The following is a 25,843-nucleotide window of genomic DNA, read 5'->3' as shown; positions in this document are numbered from 1 at the left end:
TGACTTTTTTAATGATTAAAAACAGACGCATTTAGAATAAATAGCGCATCACGTATTTATCGCCCTTGAGCATTGTCCATATTGGCTTTATTAATCTCAACCTTGTACACCAGTCGCAAATAATCTAAGTAATCTTGCAACTGATCTTGACCTAAATTATCACGGATAATCGCAGCCGTTTGCGCTCTTTGGGCAGCAGACAATGGTGATTGCTGCTCAGTTTTGATACGGTCACCAACCAATACAGTCGCGCCCATCTCTGTTTTACTTGCTACGGCAACCACACCGTTTTCAGGCGCTTGCTTACTAAAGGCCAAACCGCGCTCTTTTTCTGTCAGCTGCGTCGTCTGACGATTGATTTCACCAAGCGCTTGCAATGTGACCGCTTGCTTATTGATATCAGCAGTCGTTTTGATGCCAGCGGCCAGTTTCTTCGCATCCTTTAGCGCCAATTCACTGGCTTTTTGCTGACGTAATAGCTGGGTAATTCTAGGCGTTGCAGCAGATAAGGACAGAGTTTTGGTTGGACGATAGTTGCTTGGCTGCACCCATACTGTGCCGCTGCCAACTTCGATACCGGCTGTGACTGCTTGGTCTTGAATGGTAAACTCATCAAACGCTTGCTTAATCAATGCTGGCTGTGCAAGGACAGATTTATTATTCTCTTTACGGTAGTCTTTAAGACGTTTTAATGGCACATTTTCTTGCTGAGCAATATCTTCGATGCTAAAGCCATCTGCGGCTAAATCATTAATTGCCGTTACTTTGTCAGCGTAGATTTCTTGACGCTTGTACTCTTTTGCTTTGGCAGTCAATTCAGCACGCATACTCTCAAGGCTTGGTATCTTGTTGCCATTATCTTCAGTCACAGTAAATATCTGATAACCAAAGCTGGTCTTCACCGGTACACTGACGTCGCCTACACTCAAGCCCTCTAACGCTTTTTCTACTGCGGCAGCGTCATTACCAAATACTGACGGATTAAAGCGTCCGATATCACCGCCTGTTTCGCCTGATGGATCATCTGACTCTGTTTTAGCAAGCGTTGTAAATGCTTCACCCTTTGCAAGACGGGCTTTTATTTTATCAGCGCGCGCTTTGGCATCGCTGCCCGTCAATAAGATTTGGCTAATTTTACGCTCATCGACAACCGCAAGGCTTTGCTTATAGGCTTCATATTGCTGCTGTAAATCTTCTTTAGTGACCTCACTCACTTGGATGGTCTGAGGGCTAAGCTGCAAATAAGCCAAATCGACCATAGCCGCACTTTTTAGCGTGTCTTTATTGGCATCATAATATGCTTGAATGTCGTTTTTACTTACTGTGACCTTTGAGACATAATCTTGCCAGTTAAAACGATGCAGCCAAATATTACGCGACTCTAGCTGTAAATCAATCAATTGACTGACCGCCTTCATCGGATAGGCAGCAGTACCAACGATACTGGCATTTAGCTGATCTAAGCTCAACTGATTGCGAAACTCATCAAACAGCTGGTTCTTAGTCATATTACGTTGACGTAAAAAACTTGCAAACTGATCATTTGAAAACTCGCCATCCGCCCCTTTAAAGATCTCTTCTTGGCGCAACAGACGATTGATCGTATCATCAGAGACTGTCATGCCAAGCTTGCCAGCCTGCTGCTCTAGCAAAGTACGGTCTATCAGACCTTTTAACACTTGCTCATGTAGCACGTCTTCATTTAATAAGCTGGCATCATCAACTTGGTCCAAAAGCTCAGTACGGCGATTGTTTACTGCAGTCTGATACTCTGATAGCCCGATACTGGCGTCCCCTACCTGAGCAATCTGATTGGGATCGACATTACCGCCAAAGTAGCTTTCGACGCCCAATAGCGCGAGCGGCGATAGGCATAAAATCAATAAAATGCGACCCGGCCAGCTTTTTAAGAAATCGCGCAATTTATCCATAGTTATCTCTGCTTTATTAACCTATATTGATGAAAAACCATTGTAATACTATTAATAATATCAACGCTCTACAAGCTGGCAATGGTCAGAAAATGGTAAAACCAAGAAGGGGGTGCATTTTATTATGGTCGTTCAAGGAACATAACACCGCCTCGCTGTCAACAACCTCTCTATCGCGCGCCCTATGATACGTGATTTTTGAGGCAGACTCAAAATATTCAGGCGATATAATACAAACTGTAGCACTAAAAAAAGCACCTATTATCTAGGTGCTTTTTTGATGAGTCTCTCATCACTAGGATGAGCTATCACCTTTTATTACTATACCGTCATTACATGCAGCTCTTATGTGTATATCACACCATAAGCTGCGACTACTTTTAAGTAGATACGGCTTAGTTCAAGCGCTCTTTTAGGTTTTTACCAGCTTTAAAACTTGGTACTTTGCTAGCTGGGATACTTAGCTCTTCACCAGTCTTAGGGTTACGGCCAGTACGTGCTTTACGATCTTTTACGCTAAAAGTACCGAAACCTACTAGTGAGATGCTATCGCCAGCTTCTAAAGCTTCGCCAACACTTTCCATAACAGCGTTCAACGCATCACCAGCTTGAGTTTTATTTAGACCACTTTTCTCAGCGATGCTATCAATTAATTCTGACTTATTCATAAAATTTCCTTCAAGTTTTAGGGGGTAAAAAAACGCTCACGCCAAGCATTGTATCGTTCTCAGAGTACTTAAGCAATAAAAACCACTTGGCTTATACATAAACAGGTTTTGCTTTGTTATCGCCTTTATAGCAAGGCAGCATAAGGAGCGCAAGCAATTTTACATATTTTTGTGCACTCTACAACGTATTTGACACCCAATGTTACCTAAAGCAGCTGCATTATGATGACAAGAGCGCTATTTTATATTTTAATTTGTGGTAAAGCTTTTATTGACTGAGTAGTTATCTAGACGCTGATATCTATCAGTCCTAACCGTAACATAACGATAAATAGCTTGGTTGACACACCCAATCACGGAATTATGGTCAGGTAATAATTTTGCAACTGACAGAAACGGGCGTTACTTTTTATTATAAAGGCGTTACTATAAGCGCAATATCAGTGCATATTTTGGGTCAGTGTTAACCCTTACGTCCCCTCTTATAGGTTATTTGAACAATAAAAACGGATTATTTACATGAAGCGTTCTACGTTGTCTCACTCTTTTCTTAATGTCATTTTGGTGTTTATCGAATCGGCGCTGACCCTATTGTTACGTTTAGATCCAGAACTTCGTAAAGCGGCTTATCCCCTTGCCAAGCAAGAAACGGTCGTTGCGCTTAGATTGTATTTACCACACGTAGAGGTGTTTGCTACGTTTAGTACCAAAGGCGTGTTGTTAGATGACAGGCTGCCTATCGGGCGCAGTGAGCCTGATGTGGTGATTAATGCTTATAGCCTGCAAGTGCTTAACGCCATTACCACACATGACAGTGAGAGCACCGAAAAGCTACAAATGCGCGGTGAAACGGTGCAGGTGCAGCTGGTGAAGCAGTTTATTCTACAACTTGGTTTTGGCAGCTTGATTCAAGGGCTGATCAAAAAGATTAAAGGCGGCAAAAGCAAACCCAAGCCAACCGAAGCTGAAATGGCGGATAAAAAAGAGCGCTATAAGCTCCGCATTAAAGAGCAGCAAGTTGAGATTACTACGTTGACCATCAAAAACCGTGAGCTTGAAACCAGCGTTAAAGAGCTGCAAAGCAAACAACAGACCTTTGTCACCACGACAATCATCGCTTCTATTATTGCTCTTGTGGCCATCATTGCCCTATTTATAATGCGTTAATGTTCAAAAAAATCTGATATAAACCATGTAACCTAAATATCCCTTAAGAGCGTTTGATGCGACATCTTGTCCATTAAGCGCTTTTTTGTTTTATCTGCAACCATTGTTTTTATCAATCATCGTCATTGACATCACTCACCATTCAACCACAATTTAATCTTGACTAAATTACTCGGAATTGAGTATAATTACCCTATCGTTACACGCATCCGGTAAACCATCTGTTGTTTAATAACGATAAGACACATTCAGTCGATAGATGATTTTTCTTATTGGTAGTACAGCGTTTTGTATTTAACTGGCTGCCGTTTAAGCATCTGACAGAACTAAGATCGTTGTGACATAAACTTATCCTTAAAAAGTTTGGAGATAACACATGCGTTTGACTACTCGAGGCAGATATGCCGTGACCGCTTTATTAGATTTGGCATTACAAACCAGCCAACAAGACAGCGCGGTGTCTTTATCCGATATTGCCAAGCGACAGTCCATTTCTATCTCTTATCTTGAACAGTTATTTTCAAAACTTCGTAAAAGGGGTTTGGTCACTAGTATTCGCGGTGCCGCTGGTGGTTACCATTTAGCAAAGCCGCTTGATCAGATTGATGTGATGAGTATCATCTCTGCTGTCGATGAGTCGGTAAATGCCATGCAGTGTGAAGGACGCGGTGACTGCCAAGGTGGTACAATGTGTCTGACCCATGATTTGTGGTGTGCCTTATCAAATCATGTAGAGCAGTACTTGAAAAATATAACATTAGCGCAATTATTGAATATGGAGCATGTGCAGTCGGTATCAGACCGTCAGCACAATGATGCTCTAAAAGATATCTCTATAAAAGACATTAACACTATTACTTTATCGACCAGCGAGGCAAACCCAGCATGAGCCAACATAACACCCTTATATATTTAGATTATGCCGCCACGACGCCAGTTGCTAAGTCAGTCGCTGCTAAGATGAGCGAATATCTGACGGTAGATGGCATCTTTGGTAATCCAGCATCACGCTCGCACGGCTACGGCTGGCAAGCGGAAGAAGCGGTGGAAACGGCTCGCCAGCAAGTTGCTGAAGTCATCAATGCTGATCCACGCGAAATCGTCTTTACGTCTGGTGCGACAGAATCTGATAACTTGGCCATCAAAGGCGCTGCACATTTTTATCAGTCTCGCGGTAAGCATATTATTACCAGTAAGATTGAGCATAAAGCGGTATTAGATACTTGCCGTGAGCTTGAGCAAGAAGGTTTTGAGATTACCTATCTAGAGCCACAGCCAAGCACTGGCATGATTTTACCAGAGCAAGTAAAAGCCGCTTTACGTGAAGATACGATTTTGGTATCACTGATGATGGTAAACAACGAGCTTGGTACGGTAACTGATGTTGCAGCGATTGGAGAGATCACCCGTGAAGCTGGTGTTATTTTCCACGTTGATGGTGCCCAGTCTGTTGGTAAAGTACCGGTTAACCTTGCAGAGATGAAGATTGACTTGATGAGCTTCTCAGGTCACAAAGCTTATGGCCCTAAAGGTATCGGCGCGTTATTTGTCAGCCGCAAACCACGTATTCGCCTAAAAGCCGAGCAGCATGGTGGTGGTCATGAGCGTGGTATGCGTTCAGGTACTTTGCCGACTCACCAAATCGTAGGTCTTGGGGCAGCATTTGAGTTAGCCAATGAGCGCTATCAAGAAGATCATGCTCATGCGGCAAAATTACGCCAAAAATTGTGGGATGGTTTACAAGATATCGAAGAGATTTATCTAAACGGTGATTTAGAGAATAGTGTTCCTAATATTGTAAATATCAGCTTTAACTTTGTTGAAGGTGAGTCCCTTATGATGTCGCTAAAAGACTTAGCGGTATCATCAGGTTCAGCGTGTACCTCAGCGACGCTAGAGCCATCTTACGTGTTGCGCGCTATTGGTCGCCCAGACGAGTTGGCACATAGCTCAATCCGTTTTAGCTTTGGTCGTTATACCACTGAAGAAGATATCGACACGGTTATTAAGCAGATGCATGAAGCCGTTGACAAACTACGTGCCCTATCGCCACTTTGGGATATGTATCAAGAAGGCGTTGATTTAGATTCAGTAGAATGGTCTGAGCACTGATATTCCCTTTAAATTTTATGATTTAAAAATAATGGTGACAGCGATATTTTTATTAAATGGCTTTTTATTAAACATAAAAATATCGCCCAGCCAATGAATCAGACAATTATAAATCCAGTTTTTATAAATATATGTTTGACCCCAATTATCGATGAGCATGTAATAGATACTGTCATTAAATGACCGCTCATCATCTAACCAGGAGAAAACCTCATGGCCTATAGTGACCAAGTTATTGATCATTACGAAAACCCACGCAACGTTGGCAATCTTGACAAAAATGCCAAAAACGTCGGCACTGGTATGGTCGGCGCACCAGCCTGTGGTGATGTTATGCGTCTACAAATCCAAGTCGATGACAACGGTATTATCGAAGATGCACGCTTTAAAACTTATGGCTGTGGTTCAGCTATTGCCTCAAGCTCGCTCGTTACTGAGTGGCTAAAAGGCAAAAGCTTGGATCAAGCTGGCGAAATTAAGAACAGTGATATTGCTGAAGAATTGGCATTGCCACCAGTAAAAGTGCATTGCTCAGTCCTTGCAGAAGACGCCATTAAAGCGGCTATTAGCGATTATAAAGGCAAGCACGTTCCTGCTTAAGCTGAGTCATCGTTCAAGTTACCCGCTATATTAAGTAGGGTATAAGCTGTTTGATATCTGTTGTTTAGCACCTTGTTCTCTGCATAAAAGCGCAAGCTGCCAAAAAGCGGCTAACGCCAAAGAGGTGACAATGACGCTTATGTAATTGTCACCTTTTATTTATGATGTAAGGTACTTTGAATTTTTATCCCTATTATTGATAGTCAATGGGAGTTGGCATGATTGAAATGACAGAGCGCGCCGCTCAACATGTGCGTGAGTTTTTAGACAATCGCGGTAAAGGCGAAGGCATACGAGTAGGTATCCGTACAGCAGGATGTTCAGGCTTGGCTTATGTGTTAGAGTTCGTCGATACCCCTGATGAAAACGATACTCGCTATGAGAGCCTTGGCGTCAGTATTTTTATTGATCCTAAAAGCTTGGTATACCTTGATGGTTTGTTAATGGATTACGAAAAAGAAGGTCTTAATGAAGGCTTTAAATTCAGCAATCCCAATCAAAAAGGCGAATGTGGCTGTGGTGAGTCCTTTACAGTATAAGCGTTTTATTAGATTGAATATAAGCCCTTAAAATAATAAATAAAATAAAGGCAGACGATATGACAGACAATGTATTAGAACCACAGTTTGATAATTTTTTTGCCTTATTTGATCAGCCTGTACAATTTGAAGTTGTACAAGAGAGTCTCGATCAGCGTTTACGTCTTCTACAAAAACGCTATCATCCTGACAATGTCGCAAAAGATGTGGCCAATATCACAAAGGCGAAGCAGCAATCTGAGCAAGCATCAGCGCTTATTAATCAGGGCTATCAGACCCTGAGCGCGCCTGATAGTCGAGCCAGTTACTTGTTAGATATGGCGGGTCAAACACAAAATATAGAGCACTCCATCGCAGATTTGGACTTCCTAGAAGACGCTATGGAGATGCGTATGGATTTGGATGACGCTATTGGTGCTAAAGACATAGCGACGCTGAAGCAGCTGCATCCACAGATTACAGACCGTCTAACCAAGCAGTCAGCAAACTTTAAAAGCGCTTATGAGAATCAAGACTGGCAAACCGCTACGGATTCGACCCAAAAGCTCAAGTTTTTGGTGAAACTAAATGCTGATGTCGTGACAGCCATTGATCAAATCTCATCCAACACACATTTGGATGACGATGACTTATATGTTTAGATGATTTATATGTTTAATAGTTGCTCTTCAGTCCTCTGTTACGACTATTAATTACTACGGTCAGTCTTCAATATTCTAATCTTAACTGGTATCTAAGATACAGTTTGGACGTTTTGCAAAGTCTTGATTAGAGTAGTATCACCTATCTTGTATAATCTTGGCTTTAAGACCTTTAAGTGGCTGGTTTTTATATTAGAAGACTTATAGTAAAACTCTTTATGTAGTCCTGATGATAGTCGAGCTATCGTCTTTGTATCATTTCACTCGTTCATTTTATCTTTGAGTTATCTTATGTCCTTAATGCAAATTGCTGAACCCAATCAAAGCACCCGACCTCACGAGCATCGTTTTGGCCTAGGCATTGACCTTGGTACGACGCGCTCACTCGTCGCTGTAGTACGCTCAGGCAAGGCACAAGTTTTGCAAGCAAGCACAGCGACAGATACCTTATTGCCTTCTGTGGTGTATTATCCAAGTGAAGGCAGCCCCCTAGTTGGCGCAGACGCCCTCGCCCATGTGGCTGATGACCCAAAAAACACCATTATTTCAGCCAAGCGCTTTATGGGTCGTAGCCAAGCTGATATCAAATTCTCTCATCCTTATGAGCTAAGCGGCGGCAAAGATGAGATGCCTACGTTTGTCACGGCACAGGGCGCTGTATCTCCTGTTGAGGTGTCAGCACGTATCTTAGCAGCGCTTGAGCAGCGGGCGGCTAATGCATTGCCTGATGAGAGCATCCAAGGGGCGGTCATTACGGTGCCTGCCTATTTTGATGAGGCACAGCGCCAAGCGACAAAAGACGCTGCTCAAGCAGCAGGTATCAAGGTACTGCGCCTATTGAACGAGCCGACTGCTGCTGCGGTCGCTTATGGTCTTGATCAAGCGGCGGAGGCAGGCATTGAGAAGCATTACCTTATCTATGATTTGGGCGGTGGTACGTTTGATGTCTCTATTTTAAAGCTAAATGATGGCGTTTTTGAAGTGCTCGCAACCGGTGGCAACAGTGCACTTGGCGGTGATGATATCGATCGCTTATTAACCAATTGGCTGATCAAGCAGTTGAATATTGACCCAAAAGACGTCAGCCTGCATGACAAGTCAATTCTTGCCCAACAAGCCAAAGCCTATAAGCAAGCGTTAACAGATGCTGAGCAAGTCGATGTTGATATCATTGTGAATGAGCAGTCTTTTAAGGGCATTTTGCGCCGTGAAGACCTATTAGCTATTGCAGATCCTGTGAACCGTCGTACCTTGAGCGTCTGTGAGCAAGTATTACGTGATGCAAAACTCTCAATATCTGATTTAGATGACGTTATTTTGGTAGGCGGCTCGACCCGTATGCCAGCTATTCAGCAAGTGGTCAGCGACTTTTTTGCTAAAGAGCCGCTTTGCCGCTTGAATCCAGATGAAGTCGTCGCCTTAGGTGCGGCACAAACTGCGCATCAATTGGTTAATGGTGATAGTGATAACAATTTATTGTTATTAGATATCACCCCACTATCGCTTGGTCTTGAAACTATGGGCGGCTTGGTGGAAGTGCTTATCCCGCGCAATACCCCTATTCCAGTGAAAAAACGCCAAGTATTTACCACCTATCAAGATGGTCAAACGGGCATGGTCATTCATGTGGTACAAGGTGAGCGTGAGACCGTCGATAACTGCCGTTCACTAGGACGTTTTGAGTTATATGGTATTCCGCCTATGAAAGCGGGATTTGCGCGTATTGAGGTCACTTTTGCTATTGATGCTAACGGACAGCTGACAGTGAGTGCGCAAGAAACCACTACCAAGACCGAAAGCAAAATTGAGATTGTACCTTCTTATGGTTTGTCTGATGAACAAAAAGAGCAGTTACTGATTGCAGGCTTTAAGCACGCCGAAGAAGACAAAAATGCGCGCTCATTGATTGAAACCAAGGTTGAGTCAGAACGTGAGATATTGGCACTGCAATCGGCACTAAAAGACTTTAGTGCTTTGCTTTCAGAAGATGCGAAGCAGTTTTTGGCGCAAACCATGCAAGATCTGCAAGCTGCACTTGATACCAATGACTTGACCCTTATTGATGCAAAAAAAGCCGCGCTTAAACCTCATAGCGACGCCTTTGCTGCTCTTATTATGAATCAGAGTGTCAAAACCAGTATGGCAGGCACCAGTGCTCAAGACTGGTAACAGGGAGGCTTTGCTATATTCCTGACCTGTCAGATAAAGCGTATTTTTATACTTTTAGATATTATTTTAAATGAATTAGCAGCGGATAGACTACTTTATGCCAAAAATCACTGTATTACCCCATCATGAAATTTGCCCTGAGGGCGCTGAAGTTGAATTAGCAGCCGGCGACAACTTATGTAAAGCCTTACTCGAAAAAGGCATCAAGATTGAGCATGCTTGCGAGATGTCAAAAGCCTGTACGACTTGCCATGTCGTCGTACGTAAGGGTTTTAATAGTTTGGATGAGATGGATGATATCGAAGCTGACTTACTTGATCGTGCTTGGGGGCTAGAGCCTGACTCACGCTTGTCTTGTCAGGTGATGCTTGAGGACGACGACTTGGTCATTGAGATTCCTAAATATACGCTGAACCATGCAAAAGAAAATCACTGATTGCTAATTGCCAACGACCGACTTTACTTAGTTGCTCTATGTGAGTTTTGTGCATGATATTTTTATAAGCAATACTCGTAGAAAAGCCAGCGCTGTCTCATCGCTGGCTTTTTGCTATTTCAATCTTTGCTAATGAAAACGCTACTGTTAAAAAGTCACATTCTATTCATGCGCAAGGAAAATTCCTGACAACCACATATTGGAGCATAGTGATATATAGTGCCGTATAGTACTGCTATCCGTTATTTATGATTGCCCTCTTTTTTGCTGGCTGTGTCAATGTTGCTCGCGGTAGATTTCTCTTCTTGCTCAATACGCGCAAGGGCAAGATTCAGACGACTTCTAATATCTTGATAATCGTGTTCTTGCATGTCTCTAAAATTTAAATGCAGATTAAAACCTGGCAGCGTATGATCTACCCATTTTGATAATTTACCTTTATTCTCATCTGGATCCAATACTTTCCAAGCACCTACTTTATTATCGAACCCTTTTAGCAGAAAAGCGCCTGCATATTCACATTCAAAATCATGAGCAATATAGTCATGAGTGCTCTCACTGATATATATTTCACCTTTACCAGCGACAGATTCAAGCCTTGCAGCCAGATTGGCTTCTTTGCCGATAAGGGTATAGCTCAAACGATTATTACTACCAAAGTTACCAACATGACAGTATCCTGTACTAATCCCTACACGTATATACAAGCCCTCAAAGCCCATCAGACGCCATTTTTGCCGCAGCGTACGCATCTCACGGCGCATATCTATTGCCATCGCCACACAGTCTAGGGCATCTTGACGCGGACCACGGCTATTTGGTTCACCAAAAAAACACACCATGCCATCACCGATAAACTTATCTAGTACAGCACCATGTTTATTGGCAATCAGGGTCATACAGTGCATATAAGTATTTAAAATATCAGCCAAGTTATCTGCACTTAAGGTATCAGACAGCTCAGTAAAACCGACAAGATCTGAAAACATAATCGTCAGCTTGGCGCGTTTATTCGCGACAGTAACTGGACCATCCGTTTTGACAATAGGCTCCCATACTTGCGGTGGTACAAAACGCGTCAACTTATTGATAACAGATACCATCGTACTTAAGCGCCCACCTACTTGCTCAGCCCGTGCTTCATAATGCACATATTCATTATATATATGACGAAAGTGACAAAGGATCACCAGTATCGTTGCTAGCAGGATAATAGGCGTGATCCAACTGGTATGACAATCTATCTCAGCACTGCTCAAAATGACACTGACGTAGTAAAAAATAATGACCGTAACAACGGAGACAGAAATTAGCTTTAGATGATTCTCAGGGCTGCTAATAATAATACGCAGTCCAATCAACGACGCTAAACTTAGTGAGATAATAGGACAAAGCTGAATAGAACCAATAACAGAAGACAATAAAATAATAACGATATTAGACGTCCAAAAGCTTTTTTGACGTCGAAAGTTATAGATTAAAATCATGAGGCTAGGTAAGCAGACGACGACCAAAAGCGCCATCGAAGTTGGACTAAAGTCAAAATGGATAGCGAGCAGTATCACACTGAGTATGAGAACAAAGATTTCAGGATAATCAAATCGACAGACATCCGTACCCTGTATAGATTTTTTTGGGCTAAAGGTGTCTAAAAATGCCATGATAGCGATTCACCTAGATCAGTAAAATCATTGAAAATAATCATAAAGATAGTATAGAGAATGAGCCTTATCCTTATAAATAATATAAGATAAATTAAACAGTTAACCTGCATAGTATACGTTTTTATTTTATGAACAGCTATGTCATTGAGTCCTCAAAGTATACCGTTTGTCATTTACATTATCATAAAAGGCAATGAAATCAGCATGACAGTATATTGTCCCTAAACATACTTATTAATTGCGAACGTATGGCAAAAAATCCAGATAATATATCTGGATTTTTAATGGATAGCTAGCAGTTGCTGATAAAGGCATGACTAAGTGTTCAGTTACATTTGCCAATCAAATGGCATTTGATGATGACCACGTAATGCCATCATTAATGTTTGCTGCATCTGCGCCAACACCTCTTTGCTATAAGGCACAGCAGGAATGCCCCATACTGGGTTTGGCCACTGCATATCGTTTTGGTAGCGAACGATATGATGAAAGTGTAACTGCGGTACTTGATTACCGAGCGCCGCTACATTCATTTTATCGGCCTGAAAAGTTTTAGCAAGCTGACTTGATAACCAGCTCGATTCACGCAAAAACTGCGCTTGGTCAGCCTCAGATAACTCATATAATTCTTTGATACCTGATACACGCGGCACCAAAATCAGCCATGGAAACTGGCAATCATTGATTAGACGACAGGTTGATAGTGGAAAATCACCCACTAAAAAACTATCGGCAGCAAGCTTATGATGTAGTTGGAACATAATGACGGTTCTCTTGTTATGACGCTTAGATAAAAGAAATGGAAATAATGGAAATATAGAAAAGCAGCGTTTAACTTACTAAAATATAATGCGCTTAAAATACTATGCTATAAAAAATAGTAGGCTAAATATAGGATGTCGCTATTTTATCAGGTATCCAGCCGATAAAATAGCGCCATGACCGATTGTCTTAATGGCCTACTTGAGCACTAGCCAGCTAAAACATCTACGCAGGCTCTGCGACTATATGTTCGCTAAAATAGCGCAATAGCTCCTGAATCGCGGTGACGCGCTGCTGCGGCGTTGCCAGCTTATCGCCATCCTGATAGCGAATACCAGAGGCTCCATTCATACGATAACGCTGCCCATTTGACTGAATTAACTTAATAATCGCTAAGGCATCGACCGGCGTATCAGGTGCAAACTCTAAGGTCATACTGCTGCTATTGGCATCAATCTTATTAATCTTGAGCGGCTCAGCCTGTATACGCAGTCCATGAACAGCAAATAACTGCTTGGTTTGATCCGGTAATATACCAAAACGATCAATCATTTCAGTGCGAATATCGGTCAATGCCTCTTTATCATCGGCATTACTGATGCGCTTATAAAATAATAAACGCTGATGCACATCGTGTAAATAATCCTCTGGTATCAACGCCGAACTATGCAGATTAATCTCACTGGTCAATGACAGTGGTGTACTCAAATCAGGCTCTTTACCCGCTTTAATCGCCTTAGTTGCGCGCTCCAGCATATCCATATATAGGCTAAAACCAATCGCTTGCATATTACCACTTTGCTGCTTACCCAGTATTTCACCGGCACCGCGAATCTCTAAATCTTCACTTGCCAGCATAAAGCCTGCGCCTAAGGTGTTGGCGCGTTCAATGGCATGCAGACGGCGCTTAGCATCGCCTTTAAGCCCTTTAATAGAAGGCACCAACAGATAGCAATAGGCTTGATGATGACTACGACCAACGCGACCTCGCAGCTGATGCAACTGCGCCAAGCCAAACTTATCGGCGCGCTCAATGATAATGGTATTGGCATTGGGCACATCAATACCGGTTTCGATAATGGTCGAGCAAACCAGCACATTGAATTTTTTATGATAGAACTGCTGCATCACCTGTTCAAGCTGGCGCTCTTGCATTTGACCATGAGCAACCCCTACTCGCGCCTCAGGTACCAGCTCACGTATGGTCTCAGCCATACGCTCAATGCTGGCGACATCATTATGCAATAAATAAACCTGACCACCGCGCAATAGCTCACGCAATATGGCTTCTTTCATTAGAGCGTCGGTCTTCTGCATGACAAAGGTCTTAATTGCCAATCGACGCGCTGGAGGCGTCGCAATAATAGACATATCTCGCATACCTGAGAGTGCCATATTAAGCGTTCTCGGGATTGGCGTTGCTGTCATCGACATACTATCCACATCAGTCTGAATCGCCTTGATACGCTCTTTATGGCGCACGCCAAAGCGATGTTCTTCATCGACAATCATCAGACCCAAGTTAGAAAACTTCACATCAGGCTGTAATAGCTTATGGGTGCCGATAACGATATCGACCTTGCCTGCTGCGAGGTCAGTTAACACAGTATCTTGATGTTTTTTGCCGCCAAAGCGTGATAACGTCTCGATACGTACCGGCCAATCAGCGAAGCGATTACGAAAATTGTCTTCATGCTGACCGGCTAGCAGGGTGGTCGGCACCAATACCGCCACTTGATAACCAGCACTAACCGCAATAAAGGCGGCACGCATAGCGACCTCTGTCTTACCGAAACCCACATCACCGCAGATGAGTCGATCCATTGGCTGGTTTTGCCTCATGTCCTCCATCACCGCATGGATAGCATTGGCTTGATCTGGCGTTTCTTCAAAAGCAAATTGGCTAGCAAACAGCTCGTACTGTGAAGGGTCAATTTTAAAATGAATACCAACTTTAGCTTCACGACGCGCCTGCATATTAAGCAGCTCAGCTGCGACATCATGGATTTGCTCAAGCGCTTTTTGCTTAGCCTTATCCCATTTACCGCTACCGATTTTGTGCAATGGCGCAAGTGCTGGGTCGCCGCCACTATAACGATTGATCATTTGCAAGTTGGCAACCGGCACATAAATACTGGCATCATCAGCATACTTTAAGTGAATAAACTCTTGCTCACCATCGCCGACATCTAGCGTAATCAAACCGTTATAGCGCCCAATACCATGCTCGATATGCACTACTGGGCTGCCTTCGGTTATTTCGGTGACACTCTTAACCAAGAACTCTTCTGACACACCACTTTGACGACGGCGTCGCGTTTGCAGTACCTGCCGGCCAAATAATTGCGTTTCACTAATCAACACCAAGCGTTCAGGGACATATACTCCGCGTTCAATGGGTGCAACCGTAAGACCAACCTGTGGCAGATTTTTAGCATTAAGACCAGTGGTTTTATCGGCGGCTAAAAATGCCTCAAAGCTGTCATAAGCTTTGACATCAATTTTACCTTTAAACAACTCAATGAGAATCTCACGGCGACCTGCGGTTTCTGCCACGATCAATACTGGCGTCTCTGTTTGCGCTTGCAACGCTAAAAACTCGAGTAGTGCAGTGAGCGGCTCAGCCTTTTGGTGGTTCACAGCCAACTGCGGCGGCTCTTGTGCACTCAATGTCACTAAGCCTTGCTGTTGATGCTGCATGAAATCCGAAGACACTTGCTCAGCTGGCTGTAACTGACCCTGTAACACGGCATTGTCAATGTCAATCGCAGACTCATCATTCATCGCCAAAAGCTCATCACGCGCACTGAGTATCACACGAGGATAATGATTGAGATGCTCATTGAGGAGATTTGATCTTAAATAAAGCATTTCAGGGGCGACGATAGGCTTATCGATATCATGACGGCGCTCTTCATAACGGCGCTGAATCTGCGACCAATAGTCCGCTTGTTTTTCGTTAATCAGCTCATCGGTGATAAACAAGGCATCGCTTGGTAAGTAAGCCAATAAGCTACTCTCCGCCTCCCAATCTTTTAAGTCAAAAAACAATGGCTGATAATATTCTAATCCGCTACTAGCGATACCTGCCATGACGTCTTTATGCAGCTCAAATTTTCGGCTGCTGCTATTAGGGAACATGGCAGCAAAGTTGGTGCGAAAGGTTTCGCGTCCTTCATCGAGCGGAAACTCTTTTGCTGGCAATATTTGAAATTGCTGAATAGGTTTTGAGATGTCTGGCAATTTATGCAATAGCGATAATGACTCTTTGCCCATGCTGCTATCACTGCCACTCATCATTGATTTTAAATCATCAACGGTCAACGTCCGCTGGGTTTGCGGATTAAAAAAGCGAATGGTTTCAATTTCATCGTCAAACAAATCTAAACGTAGCGGGAACGGCTGACCCATGGCAAAGATATCAATAATACTACCACGTACGGCAAATTCACCCGGCTCAAAGACGTTTTCAACCGCTCGGTAACCGGCTTTTGCTAGTAGGCTACGCTGAATATTAATATCAAATCGATCGCCAACACTTAAGTCAAAGTGCTGTCCAATCAACCAGCTCGGCGGCGCTACACGATGCATCAACGCCTGCACAGAAATCAATAACACGCCTGTCGTTGGCATATCAGTCAATAGATTAATACGCTCACTGACGATATCTTGATGCGGTGACAGCTCATCATAGGTTAGCGTCTCCCAATCAGGGAACACATAAGCATCGACGCCGCAAAATGCCAATTCTGTCTCTATCTGATTAAGCTGGTTTTGGTCACGGGTTACGACGACCTTTAGACGGTCAGCAACACGCCATATAGGCGCTTGTAACAAACTTGCCAGCCATAAGCTACTAACGGCACCGTGTACAGGCGCAAGCCAACGGCGCTGGGCATTTTCGATAGGAAACAGCTGCTGGTTAATAGGGTCAAAGGCGTCAGTCAGAGCAGTGATAGGCATAGAGGATAGGGTCAACGTTATGAGTCAGAAAGCTATTATACGAATATTTGTACAATTACCAAAATTTATGCCGTAACGGTTTGTCACTTAGTTTTTTTATCAAGGAAGAGACCGTTATAACACTCGATAAAACACATATTTATACGCAAAAATGGCACGGTTAAATGCAAAAACCTCAACGGTTAAGATGAGGTTTTGATCTGCCTTATTAAGCCGCGTTTAAATCAATGGCTTATCACTAGCAATAATGCCATTATTATCGGCATAAACAAACATACCCGTATTCAGAGTCAAATCACCAAAACTGATTTCGATATCTGTTTGACCTTCATCGCGGCGATTTGATTTACGCGGGATGCAGCCGAGCGCCATGACACCGATGTCCATCTGTGCCATATCATCAACATCACGAACACAGCCATACACGATGACCCCTGCCCAATGATTATCAATAGCAGACTGGGCAATCATGTCACCTAACAGCGCATAACGCATCGAGCCACCACCATCAACGACTAATACCTTGCCATTACCGTTTTTGTCTTTACCATCGCTATTTAGTAGTGATTTTACGCGGCTATTATCTTCAAAGCATTTTACCGTCACAATCTCACCGCAGAACTTGTCTTTGCCGCCAAAGCTACTAAAAGACTTACCTTCGATATTAGGCAAACATACCTGCGACTCAGGATTGGCATCCAATAAATCACAGGTCACAAAGTTCACTTTAGTCATGGTTGCTGATTCTGGCATGGTAAGACTCCTTGTCTGTTATGGTCAAATTATTTTCGATGATGATGCTTTTTTACTTAGGCTATTTGCTTTTATCTTACCTAATGCAAAATTTAATCAGATTTGTAGCTTACTGCTTTACGCGGGTCATCGCAAGCATCTGTTTATTTTCGATAATATCAGTGGTTTGTATCATAGGCTCGCTGCGATATTTACTGCGGTGATAAATATCGTGGGCGCTCATCGCCATGGCACTCGCAACACGCTTAGCAGAAATGGGATGTAAGGACAGTGACTCAGACAGCAGTGGCGAGATAAGCTGAAAGGCTTTTTGTCCCAGACTCTCAAGCGGGCGACCTTTATGTTTGCCAAGCAGTAACGACGGACGAAAAATAACCAATTGGGCAAACCCCAATGCCATTATGGACTCTTCCGTTTCAGCTTTTACTCGATTATATAAAAAGCGACTGTTTATATCTGCATTCATTGAGGACAATAAAAAGAAGTTTTCGACGCCTTTAGCTTGGCACAATTTAGCAAAATCAACGTTGTAATCATGGTCAATCTTGCGAAAAGCTTCATCACTACCCGCCTGTTTTCTGGTGGTACCCAAACAACTAAACGCATCGGTTTTTCGATCAGCGCCAATGCTGGCAAAAATTTCAGCCAAATTGTCAAAATCATTCACTTGATAAAAACGCATGCTCGCATTGATGTAACGAGGAGGACGCCGTGCAATCACAATTAATGTGTCATAAATCTCACTAAGCTGCTTGACAAGATGTTGCCCGACCAATCCTGTTGCACCTATTACCATTGCTTTTCGCTGCATATCCTATCCATTTATAAAGTGTTGGAATGTTTCTGATCATCAAAAATGTGACCTTTCAAAGCCCGCCCGTGACGCTGATCACTTTAGTATCATACCTAAATTAATGAAGCACCGAAGCTATTATGCCTGATTTATTGTAAGAGATTTTATCAGCAAGCGATTTTACTGATCTCACACGCTCGTTTAGACTCAGATACGGACACAATATAATGATAAATCCTGTGTATAGCCCTATCAAAGGTATAAAATGCCGCTCATCCATGTAATGACGTAACTTCTTTATGGATTAATCATCAAACTTATTGTCCTAAGGGCGATAATTTGCTAAGATAACCGGCTTTACACGTCAACGCTGTTTAATTATTCCAGACAGTTTTGGCGATTGCGATGATTTATTACTATAAAATACTTTAATAATAATAGACATCGACATCATGCTTTGCGAGACGGCTGCTCGTTACCGATGATGGTTAAACCCTTTATTGTAATCCACATTCATAATTTTATCTGTCTTTATCAAGGAGATTCGCGTGGCTAATACTGCACAAGCTCGTAAACGCGCCCGTCAAAACACCAAACGTCGTCAGAACTCTGCGTCACAACGCTCTATGGTTCGTACTTATTTGAAACGTGTTGACGCGGCTATCGCTGCTAAAGATTATGACGCGGCTACCGAAGCTTACAAAAAAGCGGTACCGGTTCTTGATCGTATGGCTGACAAAGGTATTCTTCATAAGAATAAAGCTGCTCGTCGTAAGAGCCGCTTAAACAAAACTATCAAAGGCCTACAAGCTTAAGATTGGTTGCGTTTAGACCGTATGATGCTTCGATAGCATCATAACTAAAACCTTGTCACTGGTTCTAATACTGGGGCAAGGTTTTTTTATGCCTACTCAAAAGTAATTAATAATTTCTTAAATAGAGTTTATGTCCATTTTACTTCTGGTGGCAATAGTAGCGTATTTGGATGAAAGCCTGCAGCACGGTAGTCTTCAAGCAAAGTATGAATTGGACGCACATAGATTTCACCGCGCCAGACAAAATAAGCACTTGCTTGCTCAAATGGCTTGTCATCGAACCATAAAAATACCCCCTCCATCATCTTTGGCCAATCGTTCCAATCAATCTCGACCACATCAAACATCACTGCCAAAAACGCTGACAGCAAGGTATCATGACTAACAGCAAGCATCAGATGCCCTTGCTGCGGTTGATGCTGATAAAACAGCGATAAAATATCAAGGCCACCCTGATAAGCGTTTTTAGTGCCTTCAAGATTGCCTTGCAAGAATCGATTGATAAAATTGAGAACACCAATCTCTTTAAAGATAGGATTTGCAATATCAGGCTCAGTGACGAGGCTACCAGGCTCAACCAGTAATGATTGGTGTGCAATAGCACGCCGTAGTCCTGCCCCTTCTTGCATCAGCTGCGCGGTATCAATACAGCGGCCAATCGGGCTTGAGATACTATCGACATCGAGTGAATATGGCAAATGTCCTGCCAGCCAGCGCCCCCAAGATTTTGCTAATATGCGACCTTTGGGTGTCAATGGCAGCTGATAACTGGCAAAGCCATTACCATCAGAGCGCTCACGCAAAGAGTGTCTGGTAAATAAAATCAGCCGCTTATTTTCAGGCAACAGGCTAACCGACGACATCATGCTATCAGGAAGATGCGAGGGCGCTGGCGCACTTGGCGTATGACTCGCAAGCGTTTCAGCAGATAAGCTTGATGGGGCGTTATTAGAAAGTTTACTCATGGCTTAAGACTAGCAGATTTTTTGATAGGAATGAACCAAAATACTACGACACGGTGACCTCAAAAACGAAAGACTCCTATTTTTTACGTTTGATTAGCCTATATCAATCACCCTATCCCATGCAAACGATAAGGCTGTGCTACTAACCTCATTTGGATAAGCACGCGGATTGACGATAACGCGTGTGTTATGAATATGGTAATCAAATGCCTCGTGCGTGTGGCCATGCACCCAAAGCGCGGGCGCCCAGTCTTCGTACATCCAGCTTGATAAGTCACTAACAAACGCTGCATTACTTGGCAATTGGGCATACTTTTCAGATACTGATAATGGACTGATGCTATGATGACTCATCACCACCGTTTTTTTGCCCAATGCTTTTGCTGTTATCAATGCGTGTTTGAGCCATTGACGCTGCTTAGCATGAATCTGCATCGACATTTCAGGTGAAAACAACTCGCTGCCGGCATAGATCTGTTTATAGTCACGCATAAAGCGCATAGCTACTGCCATCGTGTCTTCATTGGCCTGATATTGATAATCTGTCCAAAGAGTACACCCTAAAATGCGCACCTCTCCGATATCGATATGTTGACACTGTAAAAATCGGACGCCCTGCTTTGATTCATGATCATAGTTGTCCCAAGTCGCCAGCTTTTTATCAAAATGGAGGACGTCTTCATTGAAGTACTCATGATTGCCAGCAATAGTGATTAAAGGGACCTCTAAGCGCGCTGCTTGCTGTTGTAACCATGGCATACCCATATCACTATTTGCTGTATCTCCCGCCACTAGAACGATATCTGCGTCAGTTTTAGGGATATGCCCTGTCGGATGGGATTGACGAATATAACTGTCAATATGTAAGTCACTCAAAATCTGTAATTTCATAGCAGCCAATATCAGTAAATAAACATAAATAGTTTAGCACCTTTTCATCTAGAGACAAAAAGTAAAAAGACAGCGGATGAGGCTGTCTTTTTACTTTTTGACTGAATTCTCTACTTAAAAACTTAGAGACTTAAAAACTTAGAGATTTAGAGACTTTGAAGGATGCGCTGTAATTTTGCCGCAGGATCTGCTGCTTGGGTAATTGAGCGCCCAATCACCAGATAATCCGAGCCATCATCTAATGCTTGTCTTGGCGTACAGATACGCTTTTGATCATCAGCATTGTCATCTAACAGACGGATACCAGGTGTAATCAGCTTAAAGTCCTGACCACATAATGTCTTTAATGCCTTTGCCTCTTGCGCTGAACATACCACACCATCGAGACCTGCTTGCTTGGTCAATTGTGCTAAGCGGCTCACTTGTACCTCTAAGCCATCGGTGATGCCCGTTTGCAAAAGCGCTTCATTGTCCATAGACGTTAAGACAGTCACTGCAATCAGTAACGTATCAAACTTATTATCTAGCAAGCGCTGTTTTGCCAATGACATTGCCTCAAAGCCAGCACTAGCATGGACATTCACCATCCATACACCAAGCTCAGCGGCAGCCAATACTGCTTGAGCAGTGGTATTTGGAATATCATGAAATTTTAAGTCTAAGAACACTTCAAAATTACGTTGATGCAGTGCCTTGATGATATCAGGACCACAACGCGTAAACAGCTCTTTACCTACCTTCAACCGACATAACGCCGGATCTAATTGGTCAGCTAATGCAAGAGAGGCATCCTTTGTCATATTATCTAACGCAACGATGACAGGAGAACTTATTGCGTGCTTCATTGTTATGCCTCTTTATATCGGGTTTATCAAATTGTAATATTTAGAATGAGCCATAAAAACGCGTCTTACAAGCTATCAGTAATCGCGTTTTTGCTTGGTCAAACTTGCCCTATCATCCACATTGGTATTGTGATGGGTATTGGGCGTTGTCGTACCCTGTACATTGAGCGCTGTGGCGCCATAAACAGCTTCTTCTACCGTTGGTGCATTTGCTTGACGATCAATCACCACATTGGCTTGGGTGATCTGCGCTTGTAAATTGGCATTTGCCTTTTGTAGACGCGATATTTCCCACTTGTTTTGCAAAACACGGAAAATCAGTAATGCCAATAACATACCGATAACGATACCAAGTATCAGACACAGAATCAGTAGCAAACCCAAATTCATCGTAGGCGCTTGTGAAAACAGCAAATTCACGCCAATCTCAGTATTGTTTGCCAATACCAAAGCCAGTGAATAAGCGAAGCTTAAAAACAGCAACACTAATAATAAAATACGCATCAGACGTCCCCTTAGGTTTTTAATACAACAGATTAATGGATAAAAACTAAGCCACACTGATTGAGATTACTACGTTATAAAAGCTTTGGTATATAAGCAAAATCGGCTCATACATTGGTAATATATCGGTATGATATCTTATATTACGTCAACTGGCTTACTGTCCGCCTGCTACTTTTTCGTTTACCGCTTCACGCAATGCTTTGCCCGGCTTAAAGTGCGGAATGGCTTTTGCAGGTACTGGTACGCTTTCACCGGTTTTAGGATTGCGCCCCATACGAGCACGGCGATGATGAAGACAAAAACTGCCAAAACCGCGCACCTCTACTCGACCATCATTGGCGAGCGTGTGAGTCATCAAGTTTAATATTTCGCGTACGGCATCATCGACAACGGTATCTGTCATCGTGTCACAATTTGCACTCAGATTGCTAATAAATTCGGACTTATTAATTGTTTGCTGCATTATCATACTTGCCTTGTTCATTGATAGATAAGATGATGGAAATAACTAAAATGATCACCACAGATATTATAAAACACTAGCTGACAACCATGCGATTGCTGACCAAATATCTGTTCATTTATAATGACTTGGATCTAATTTTACATCTCGTTACTCGAAGTTGCAAATGATAGCGGATATTGAGGCAAATTGGAAACAAGAGTTCCTCCAGCAAGTGAAAAACTGGCGTAATTAGCGTTAATAGCAAATTTTAGCCATAAAAAAAAGCGACCGAAGTCGCTTTTTTATAACATCATAATATTAGCGGTAAATAGCTTACTGCATTTGCTCTTTGATCAAATCACCAATCGTTTTTGGCTGTGCATCAGAACCGGCAGCAGTACTAGTTGTGGTAGTGCTACTTAGCTCTTTAATCGCTTGACGCTCTTCAGCTTCGTCTTTTGCTTTGATTGACAAGCTGATGTTACGAGTTTTGCGATCTACACTGATGATTTTCGCTTCAACGTCATCACCAACGGTTAGATGCTTAGTCGCATCTTCAACGCGGTCACGTTGAATCTCAGAGGCACGTAGATAAGCTTCAACTTCATCAGCAAGTTCGATAGTAGCGCCTTTAGCATCTACTTCTTTTACTTTACCATTAACAATAGCACCACGGTCATTGTTAACTAAGTACTCGTTAAATGGATCTGACGTCAATTGCTTCACGCCTAGGCTGATACGGTTAGCTTCTGAATCTACAGACAATACCATTGCTTCAACGGTGTCGCCTTTATTGTAGTTACGGATAGCGTCTTCGCCAGTTTCGTTCCAAGAGATATCAGATAAGTGAACCAAACCATCGATACCACCGTCTAGACCGATAAAGATACCGAAATCAGTGATAGATTTGATCGTACCAGTGATTTTATCACCGCGCTCATGTTTCTTATCAAACTCATCCCATGGATTGGCTAGAGTCTGTTTGATACCTAAGCTGATACGACGACGTTCTTCATCGATATCAAGGATCATTACTTCCACTTCATCACCCACTTGCACAACTTTTGATGGATGGATATTTTTGTTGGTGTGATCCATTTCTGATACGTGTACTAGACCTTCGATACCTTCAGAGATTTCAGCAAAACAACCATAGTCAGTCAAGTTGGTTACGCGAGCTTTAACAACGCTACCTACTGGGTATGTGCCGCCAACGTTATCCCAAGGATCAGTACCTAGCTGTTTTAGACCTAGGCTGACGCGATTGCGCTCACGGTCAAACTTAAGTACTTTAACTTTAAGGTCTTGACCAACTTCAACCACCTCAGATGGGTGCTTGATACGGCGCCATGCCATATCAGTGATGTGCAATAGACCATCAATACCACCAAGGTCAACGAATGCACCGTAATCAGTTAGGTTCTTAACGATACCTTCGATCTCGATACCTTCTTCAAGCTTGTTCAATAGCTCTTCGCGCTCAGCTGAGTTTTCAGCTTCCATAACGGCACGGCGACTAACTACCACGTTGTTACGTTTTTGATCAAGTTTGATAACTTTAAATTCTAACTCTTTACCTTCTAGATGCGTCGTATCACGGATAGGACGTACATCTACTAAAGAACCTGGTAAAAACGCGCGTACTGAACCGATATCTACGGTAAAGCCGCCTTTTACTTTACTAGAAATAATACCTTTAACGATCTCATCATTGTCAGAGATTTTTTCAAGGAAATTCCAAGTCTCAACGCGTTTGGCTTTTTCACGTGACAGTAAGGTTTGACCCATACCGTTATCAACCGCTTCAACCACGACGTCAACAGTATCGCCAACTTCAACTTCAAGTTCGCCTTCTTCGCTTAAAAACTCTTCACGAGCGACGATACCTTCAGATTTTAGACCCGTATCAACAGTGATCCAGTCGTTATCGATGGCCACAACAGTACCGGTGATAACCGAGCCACGCTCGATATCCAGACCTGTTTCTTCGATGCTCGCTTCAAATAGTTCAGCAAATGATTCCATTATGTCTACCTTTGTATAGCCGTATCCTGTCCAGCACAGTACGGATCAAATTTATGACTGTATAAAACGAGAATACTGGTTTTATATCCTATGCAGTCATATATAAAAACGTTTGTTGCTAATAAGCGAATGGGTCTGCGAACTCATTAGCAACAACTGTCTTCTATTAAAATGCGTTGTTTTTATTAATTGATATCCTTTAAACGATATTTTTATCGCTCGCTAAAGAATATCAGCATCTACTACTGTAATTTTATACTAAAATCAAGCCTATAGGAAACCTTTTCATACTTACCAACTTGTTTTTATTAACTATTAAAGCAGATACCCTTGTCCTGACAATACTGTTTTACCTGCTCATAAACCGCATCAGCGTCTAAATCAGAGCTGTCTAATAACAGTGCATCTGCTGCAGGCTTCGATGGTGCCGTCGACCGGTTTTCATCACGCTCATCGCGTTCTTTAATCGTCGCTAGAATTGCTTCAAAATCGGCTGTTTGTCCAGCATTTGATAGCTGTGTGACACGGCGCTCGGCACGCGCGTCAGCACTAGCAGTCAAGAATACCTTGACGTCAGCGTCTGGGAACACAACTGTACCCATATCACGACCATCAGCAACCAATCCTGAACGCGTTGCCATATCTTGTTGTAGCTTGAGCAATGCTTGACGTACCTTAGGAAACACGGCTATCTGTGAGGCATAGCCGCCGATCGTCTCGTTACGAACCTGTTCACCGACTGCCTCACCATTAACGACAATATCAACACGCCCTGACTCATTGTTCGGTATAAACGATATTTCTAGACTTTCGGTCAAGGTCAATACCGCATCTTCATCAATTGGTTGACTGGCATCAGCAGCAATCAATCCAGCTTCGAATGCTTTCAGTCCAACAATACGATACAACGCACCCGAATCAAGCAGTTGATACCCTAGTGCCTGTGCTAAGCGCCACGTAACTGTACCTTTACCTGCCCCACTTGGTCCATCGATACAGACCACAGGATAGCGTAATGAAGTCATTTCACTATTATTGTTCGTATTAGGGTTAGCAGCAGTCATAACACTCACTTAATAGTCGACATTTTTATAACGAAATAAATAACAATAGAAGCGCAAATAAGGTCTCTTTTACTTATTTATCAAAGAC

Annotated in this window: 23 protein-coding genes; 9 read left to right on the top strand and 14 right to left on the bottom strand. The window is 42.8% G+C overall.

Going from position 1 to position 25,843, the window contains the following annotated elements; all coding sequences use genetic code 11:
* Positions 1–56 precede the first annotated feature (56 nt).
* Both ABYU67_RS03380 and ABYU67_RS03375 read right to left on the bottom strand, forming a co-directional pair.
* Complete coding sequence (locus ABYU67_RS03380; RefSeq protein WP_372843604.1) at positions 57–1,931, bottom strand: SurA N-terminal domain-containing protein; 1,875 nt, start codon at positions 1,929–1,931, stop codon at positions 57–59.
* Between the two features lie 395 nt (positions 1,932–2,326).
* Positions 2,327–2,599, bottom strand: a complete 273-nt coding sequence (locus ABYU67_RS03375) for an HU family DNA-binding protein (RefSeq protein ID WP_011513979.1) — start codon at positions 2,597–2,599, stop codon at positions 2,327–2,329.
* A gap of 519 nt (positions 2,600–3,118) precedes the next feature.
* Between ABYU67_RS03375 and ABYU67_RS03370 the strand changes: the two genes are divergently transcribed.
* The 8 genes from ABYU67_RS03370 (at position 3,119) to fdx (ending at position 10,263) form a co-directional block, all read left to right on the top strand.
* Complete coding sequence (locus tag ABYU67_RS03370) at positions 3,119–3,766, top strand: hypothetical protein (protein WP_372843603.1); 648 nt, start codon at positions 3,119–3,121, stop codon at positions 3,764–3,766.
* Positions 3,767–4,142: 376 nt separating this feature from the next.
* Positions 4,143–4,655 carry an Rrf2 family transcriptional regulator gene (locus ABYU67_RS03365; protein WP_372843602.1) on the top strand — a complete coding sequence of 171 codons (513 nt, stop codon included), beginning with the start codon at positions 4,143–4,145 and terminating at the stop codon, positions 4,653–4,655.
* Positions 4,652–5,878 (top strand): IscS subfamily cysteine desulfurase, encoded by a 1,227-nt coding sequence (locus tag ABYU67_RS03360; RefSeq protein WP_372843601.1) that lies wholly within the window; start codon positions 4,652–4,654, stop codon positions 5,876–5,878. Before ABYU67_RS03365 ends, ABYU67_RS03360 begins: the two co-directional genes overlap by 4 nt.
* Before the next feature lie 213 nt (positions 5,879–6,091).
* On the top strand, positions 6,092–6,478 hold the full coding sequence (gene iscU, locus ABYU67_RS03355) for a Fe-S cluster assembly scaffold IscU (RefSeq protein WP_372843600.1): 387 nt from the start codon (positions 6,092–6,094) through the stop codon (positions 6,476–6,478).
* A gap of 218 nt (positions 6,479–6,696) precedes the next feature.
* Positions 6,697–7,017, top strand: a complete 321-nt coding sequence (iscA, locus tag ABYU67_RS03350; protein WP_011513984.1) for an iron-sulfur cluster assembly protein IscA — start codon at positions 6,697–6,699, stop codon at positions 7,015–7,017.
* A 59-nt stretch (positions 7,018–7,076) separates the two neighbouring features.
* Positions 7,077–7,658, top strand: a complete 582-nt coding sequence (gene hscB / locus ABYU67_RS03345; RefSeq protein WP_372843599.1) for a Fe-S protein assembly co-chaperone HscB — start codon at positions 7,077–7,079, stop codon at positions 7,656–7,658.
* A gap of 291 nt (positions 7,659–7,949) precedes the next feature.
* Entirely contained in the window at positions 7,950–9,827 is a 1,878-nt protein-coding gene (gene hscA, locus ABYU67_RS03340) for a Fe-S protein assembly chaperone HscA (RefSeq protein WP_372843598.1), read from the top strand.
* Positions 9,828–9,924: 97 nt separating this feature from the next.
* The gene (fdx, locus tag ABYU67_RS03335) at positions 9,925–10,263 is read left to right on the top strand and encodes an ISC system 2Fe-2S type ferredoxin (RefSeq protein WP_372843597.1); all 339 of its coding nucleotides are present in this window, start codon (positions 9,925–9,927) and stop codon (positions 10,261–10,263) included.
* 242 nt (positions 10,264–10,505) lie between these two features.
* On the opposite strand, the gene ABYU67_RS03330 is transcribed toward fdx, so the two are convergent.
* The 5 genes from ABYU67_RS03330 to ABYU67_RS03310 all read right to left on the bottom strand — a co-directional run bounded on the left by ABYU67_RS03330 (position 10,506) and on the right by ABYU67_RS03310 (position 18,216).
* Positions 10,506–11,924: an adenylate/guanylate cyclase domain-containing protein gene (locus tag ABYU67_RS03330; RefSeq protein ID WP_372843596.1), complete on the bottom strand. Its 1,419-nt coding sequence runs from the start codon at positions 11,922–11,924 to the stop codon at positions 10,506–10,508.
* A gap of 332 nt (positions 11,925–12,256) precedes the next feature.
* Entirely contained in the window at positions 12,257–12,688 is a 432-nt protein-coding gene (locus ABYU67_RS03325; protein WP_372843595.1) for an HIT domain-containing protein, read from the bottom strand.
* 226 nt (positions 12,689–12,914) lie between these two features.
* Positions 12,915–16,652 (bottom strand): transcription-repair coupling factor, encoded by a 3,738-nt coding sequence (gene mfd, locus ABYU67_RS03320; protein WP_372843594.1) that lies wholly within the window; start codon positions 16,650–16,652, stop codon positions 12,915–12,917.
* 219 nt (positions 16,653–16,871) lie between these two features.
* On the bottom strand, positions 16,872–17,405 hold the full coding sequence (gene rraA, locus ABYU67_RS03315; RefSeq protein ID WP_372843593.1) for a ribonuclease E activity regulator RraA: 534 nt from the start codon (positions 17,403–17,405) through the stop codon (positions 16,872–16,874).
* A gap of 109 nt (positions 17,406–17,514) precedes the next feature.
* Positions 17,515–18,216, bottom strand: coding sequence for an NAD-dependent epimerase/dehydratase family protein (locus ABYU67_RS03310; protein WP_372843592.1), 702 nt, complete (start codon positions 18,214–18,216; stop codon positions 17,515–17,517).
* Positions 18,217–18,746: 530 nt separating this feature from the next.
* Between ABYU67_RS03310 and rpsT the strand changes: the two genes are divergently transcribed.
* Entirely contained in the window at positions 18,747–19,013 is a 267-nt protein-coding gene (rpsT, locus tag ABYU67_RS03305) for a 30S ribosomal protein S20 (protein WP_011280753.1), read from the top strand.
* Between the two features lie 128 nt (positions 19,014–19,141).
* On the opposite strand, the gene ABYU67_RS03300 is transcribed toward rpsT, so the two are convergent.
* The 7 genes from ABYU67_RS03300 to cmk all read right to left on the bottom strand — a co-directional run bounded on the left by ABYU67_RS03300 (position 19,142) and on the right by cmk (position 25,755).
* A complete protein-coding gene (locus tag ABYU67_RS03300) occupies positions 19,142–19,978 on the bottom strand; it encodes a histidine phosphatase family protein (protein ID WP_372843591.1) in 837 nt (278 codons plus the stop codon).
* A 93-nt stretch (positions 19,979–20,071) separates the two neighbouring features.
* Positions 20,072–20,869, bottom strand: a complete 798-nt coding sequence (locus tag ABYU67_RS03295) for a metallophosphoesterase (RefSeq protein WP_372843590.1) — start codon at positions 20,867–20,869, stop codon at positions 20,072–20,074.
* Positions 20,870–21,015: 146 nt separating this feature from the next.
* Positions 21,016–21,714, bottom strand: coding sequence for an orotidine-5'-phosphate decarboxylase (pyrF, locus tag ABYU67_RS03290; RefSeq protein WP_372843589.1), 699 nt, complete (start codon positions 21,712–21,714; stop codon positions 21,016–21,018).
* A gap of 75 nt (positions 21,715–21,789) precedes the next feature.
* On the bottom strand, positions 21,790–22,218 hold the full coding sequence (locus ABYU67_RS03285; RefSeq protein ID WP_372843588.1) for a lipopolysaccharide assembly protein LapA domain-containing protein: 429 nt from the start codon (positions 22,216–22,218) through the stop codon (positions 21,790–21,792).
* Positions 22,219–22,375: 157 nt separating this feature from the next.
* A complete protein-coding gene (locus ABYU67_RS03280) occupies positions 22,376–22,684 on the bottom strand; it encodes an integration host factor subunit beta (RefSeq protein ID WP_041753160.1) in 309 nt (102 codons plus the stop codon).
* Positions 22,685–22,999: 315 nt separating this feature from the next.
* Positions 23,000–24,691, bottom strand: a complete 1,692-nt coding sequence (gene rpsA, locus ABYU67_RS03275) for a 30S ribosomal protein S1 (protein WP_011513998.1) — start codon at positions 24,689–24,691, stop codon at positions 23,000–23,002.
* 308 nt (positions 24,692–24,999) lie between these two features.
* Positions 25,000–25,755: a (d)CMP kinase gene (gene cmk, locus ABYU67_RS03270; protein WP_372843587.1), complete on the bottom strand. Its 756-nt coding sequence runs from the start codon at positions 25,753–25,755 to the stop codon at positions 25,000–25,002.
* Positions 25,756–25,843 lie beyond the last annotated feature (88 nt).

The sequence above is a fragment of the Psychrobacter sp. genome (assembly GCF_041554015.1).
Lineage (GTDB): Bacteria > Pseudomonadota > Gammaproteobacteria > Pseudomonadales > Moraxellaceae > Psychrobacter.
The sequence above is the reverse complement of the archived record's forward strand: the minus strand, read 5'-3'. Positions and strand labels throughout refer to the sequence as shown.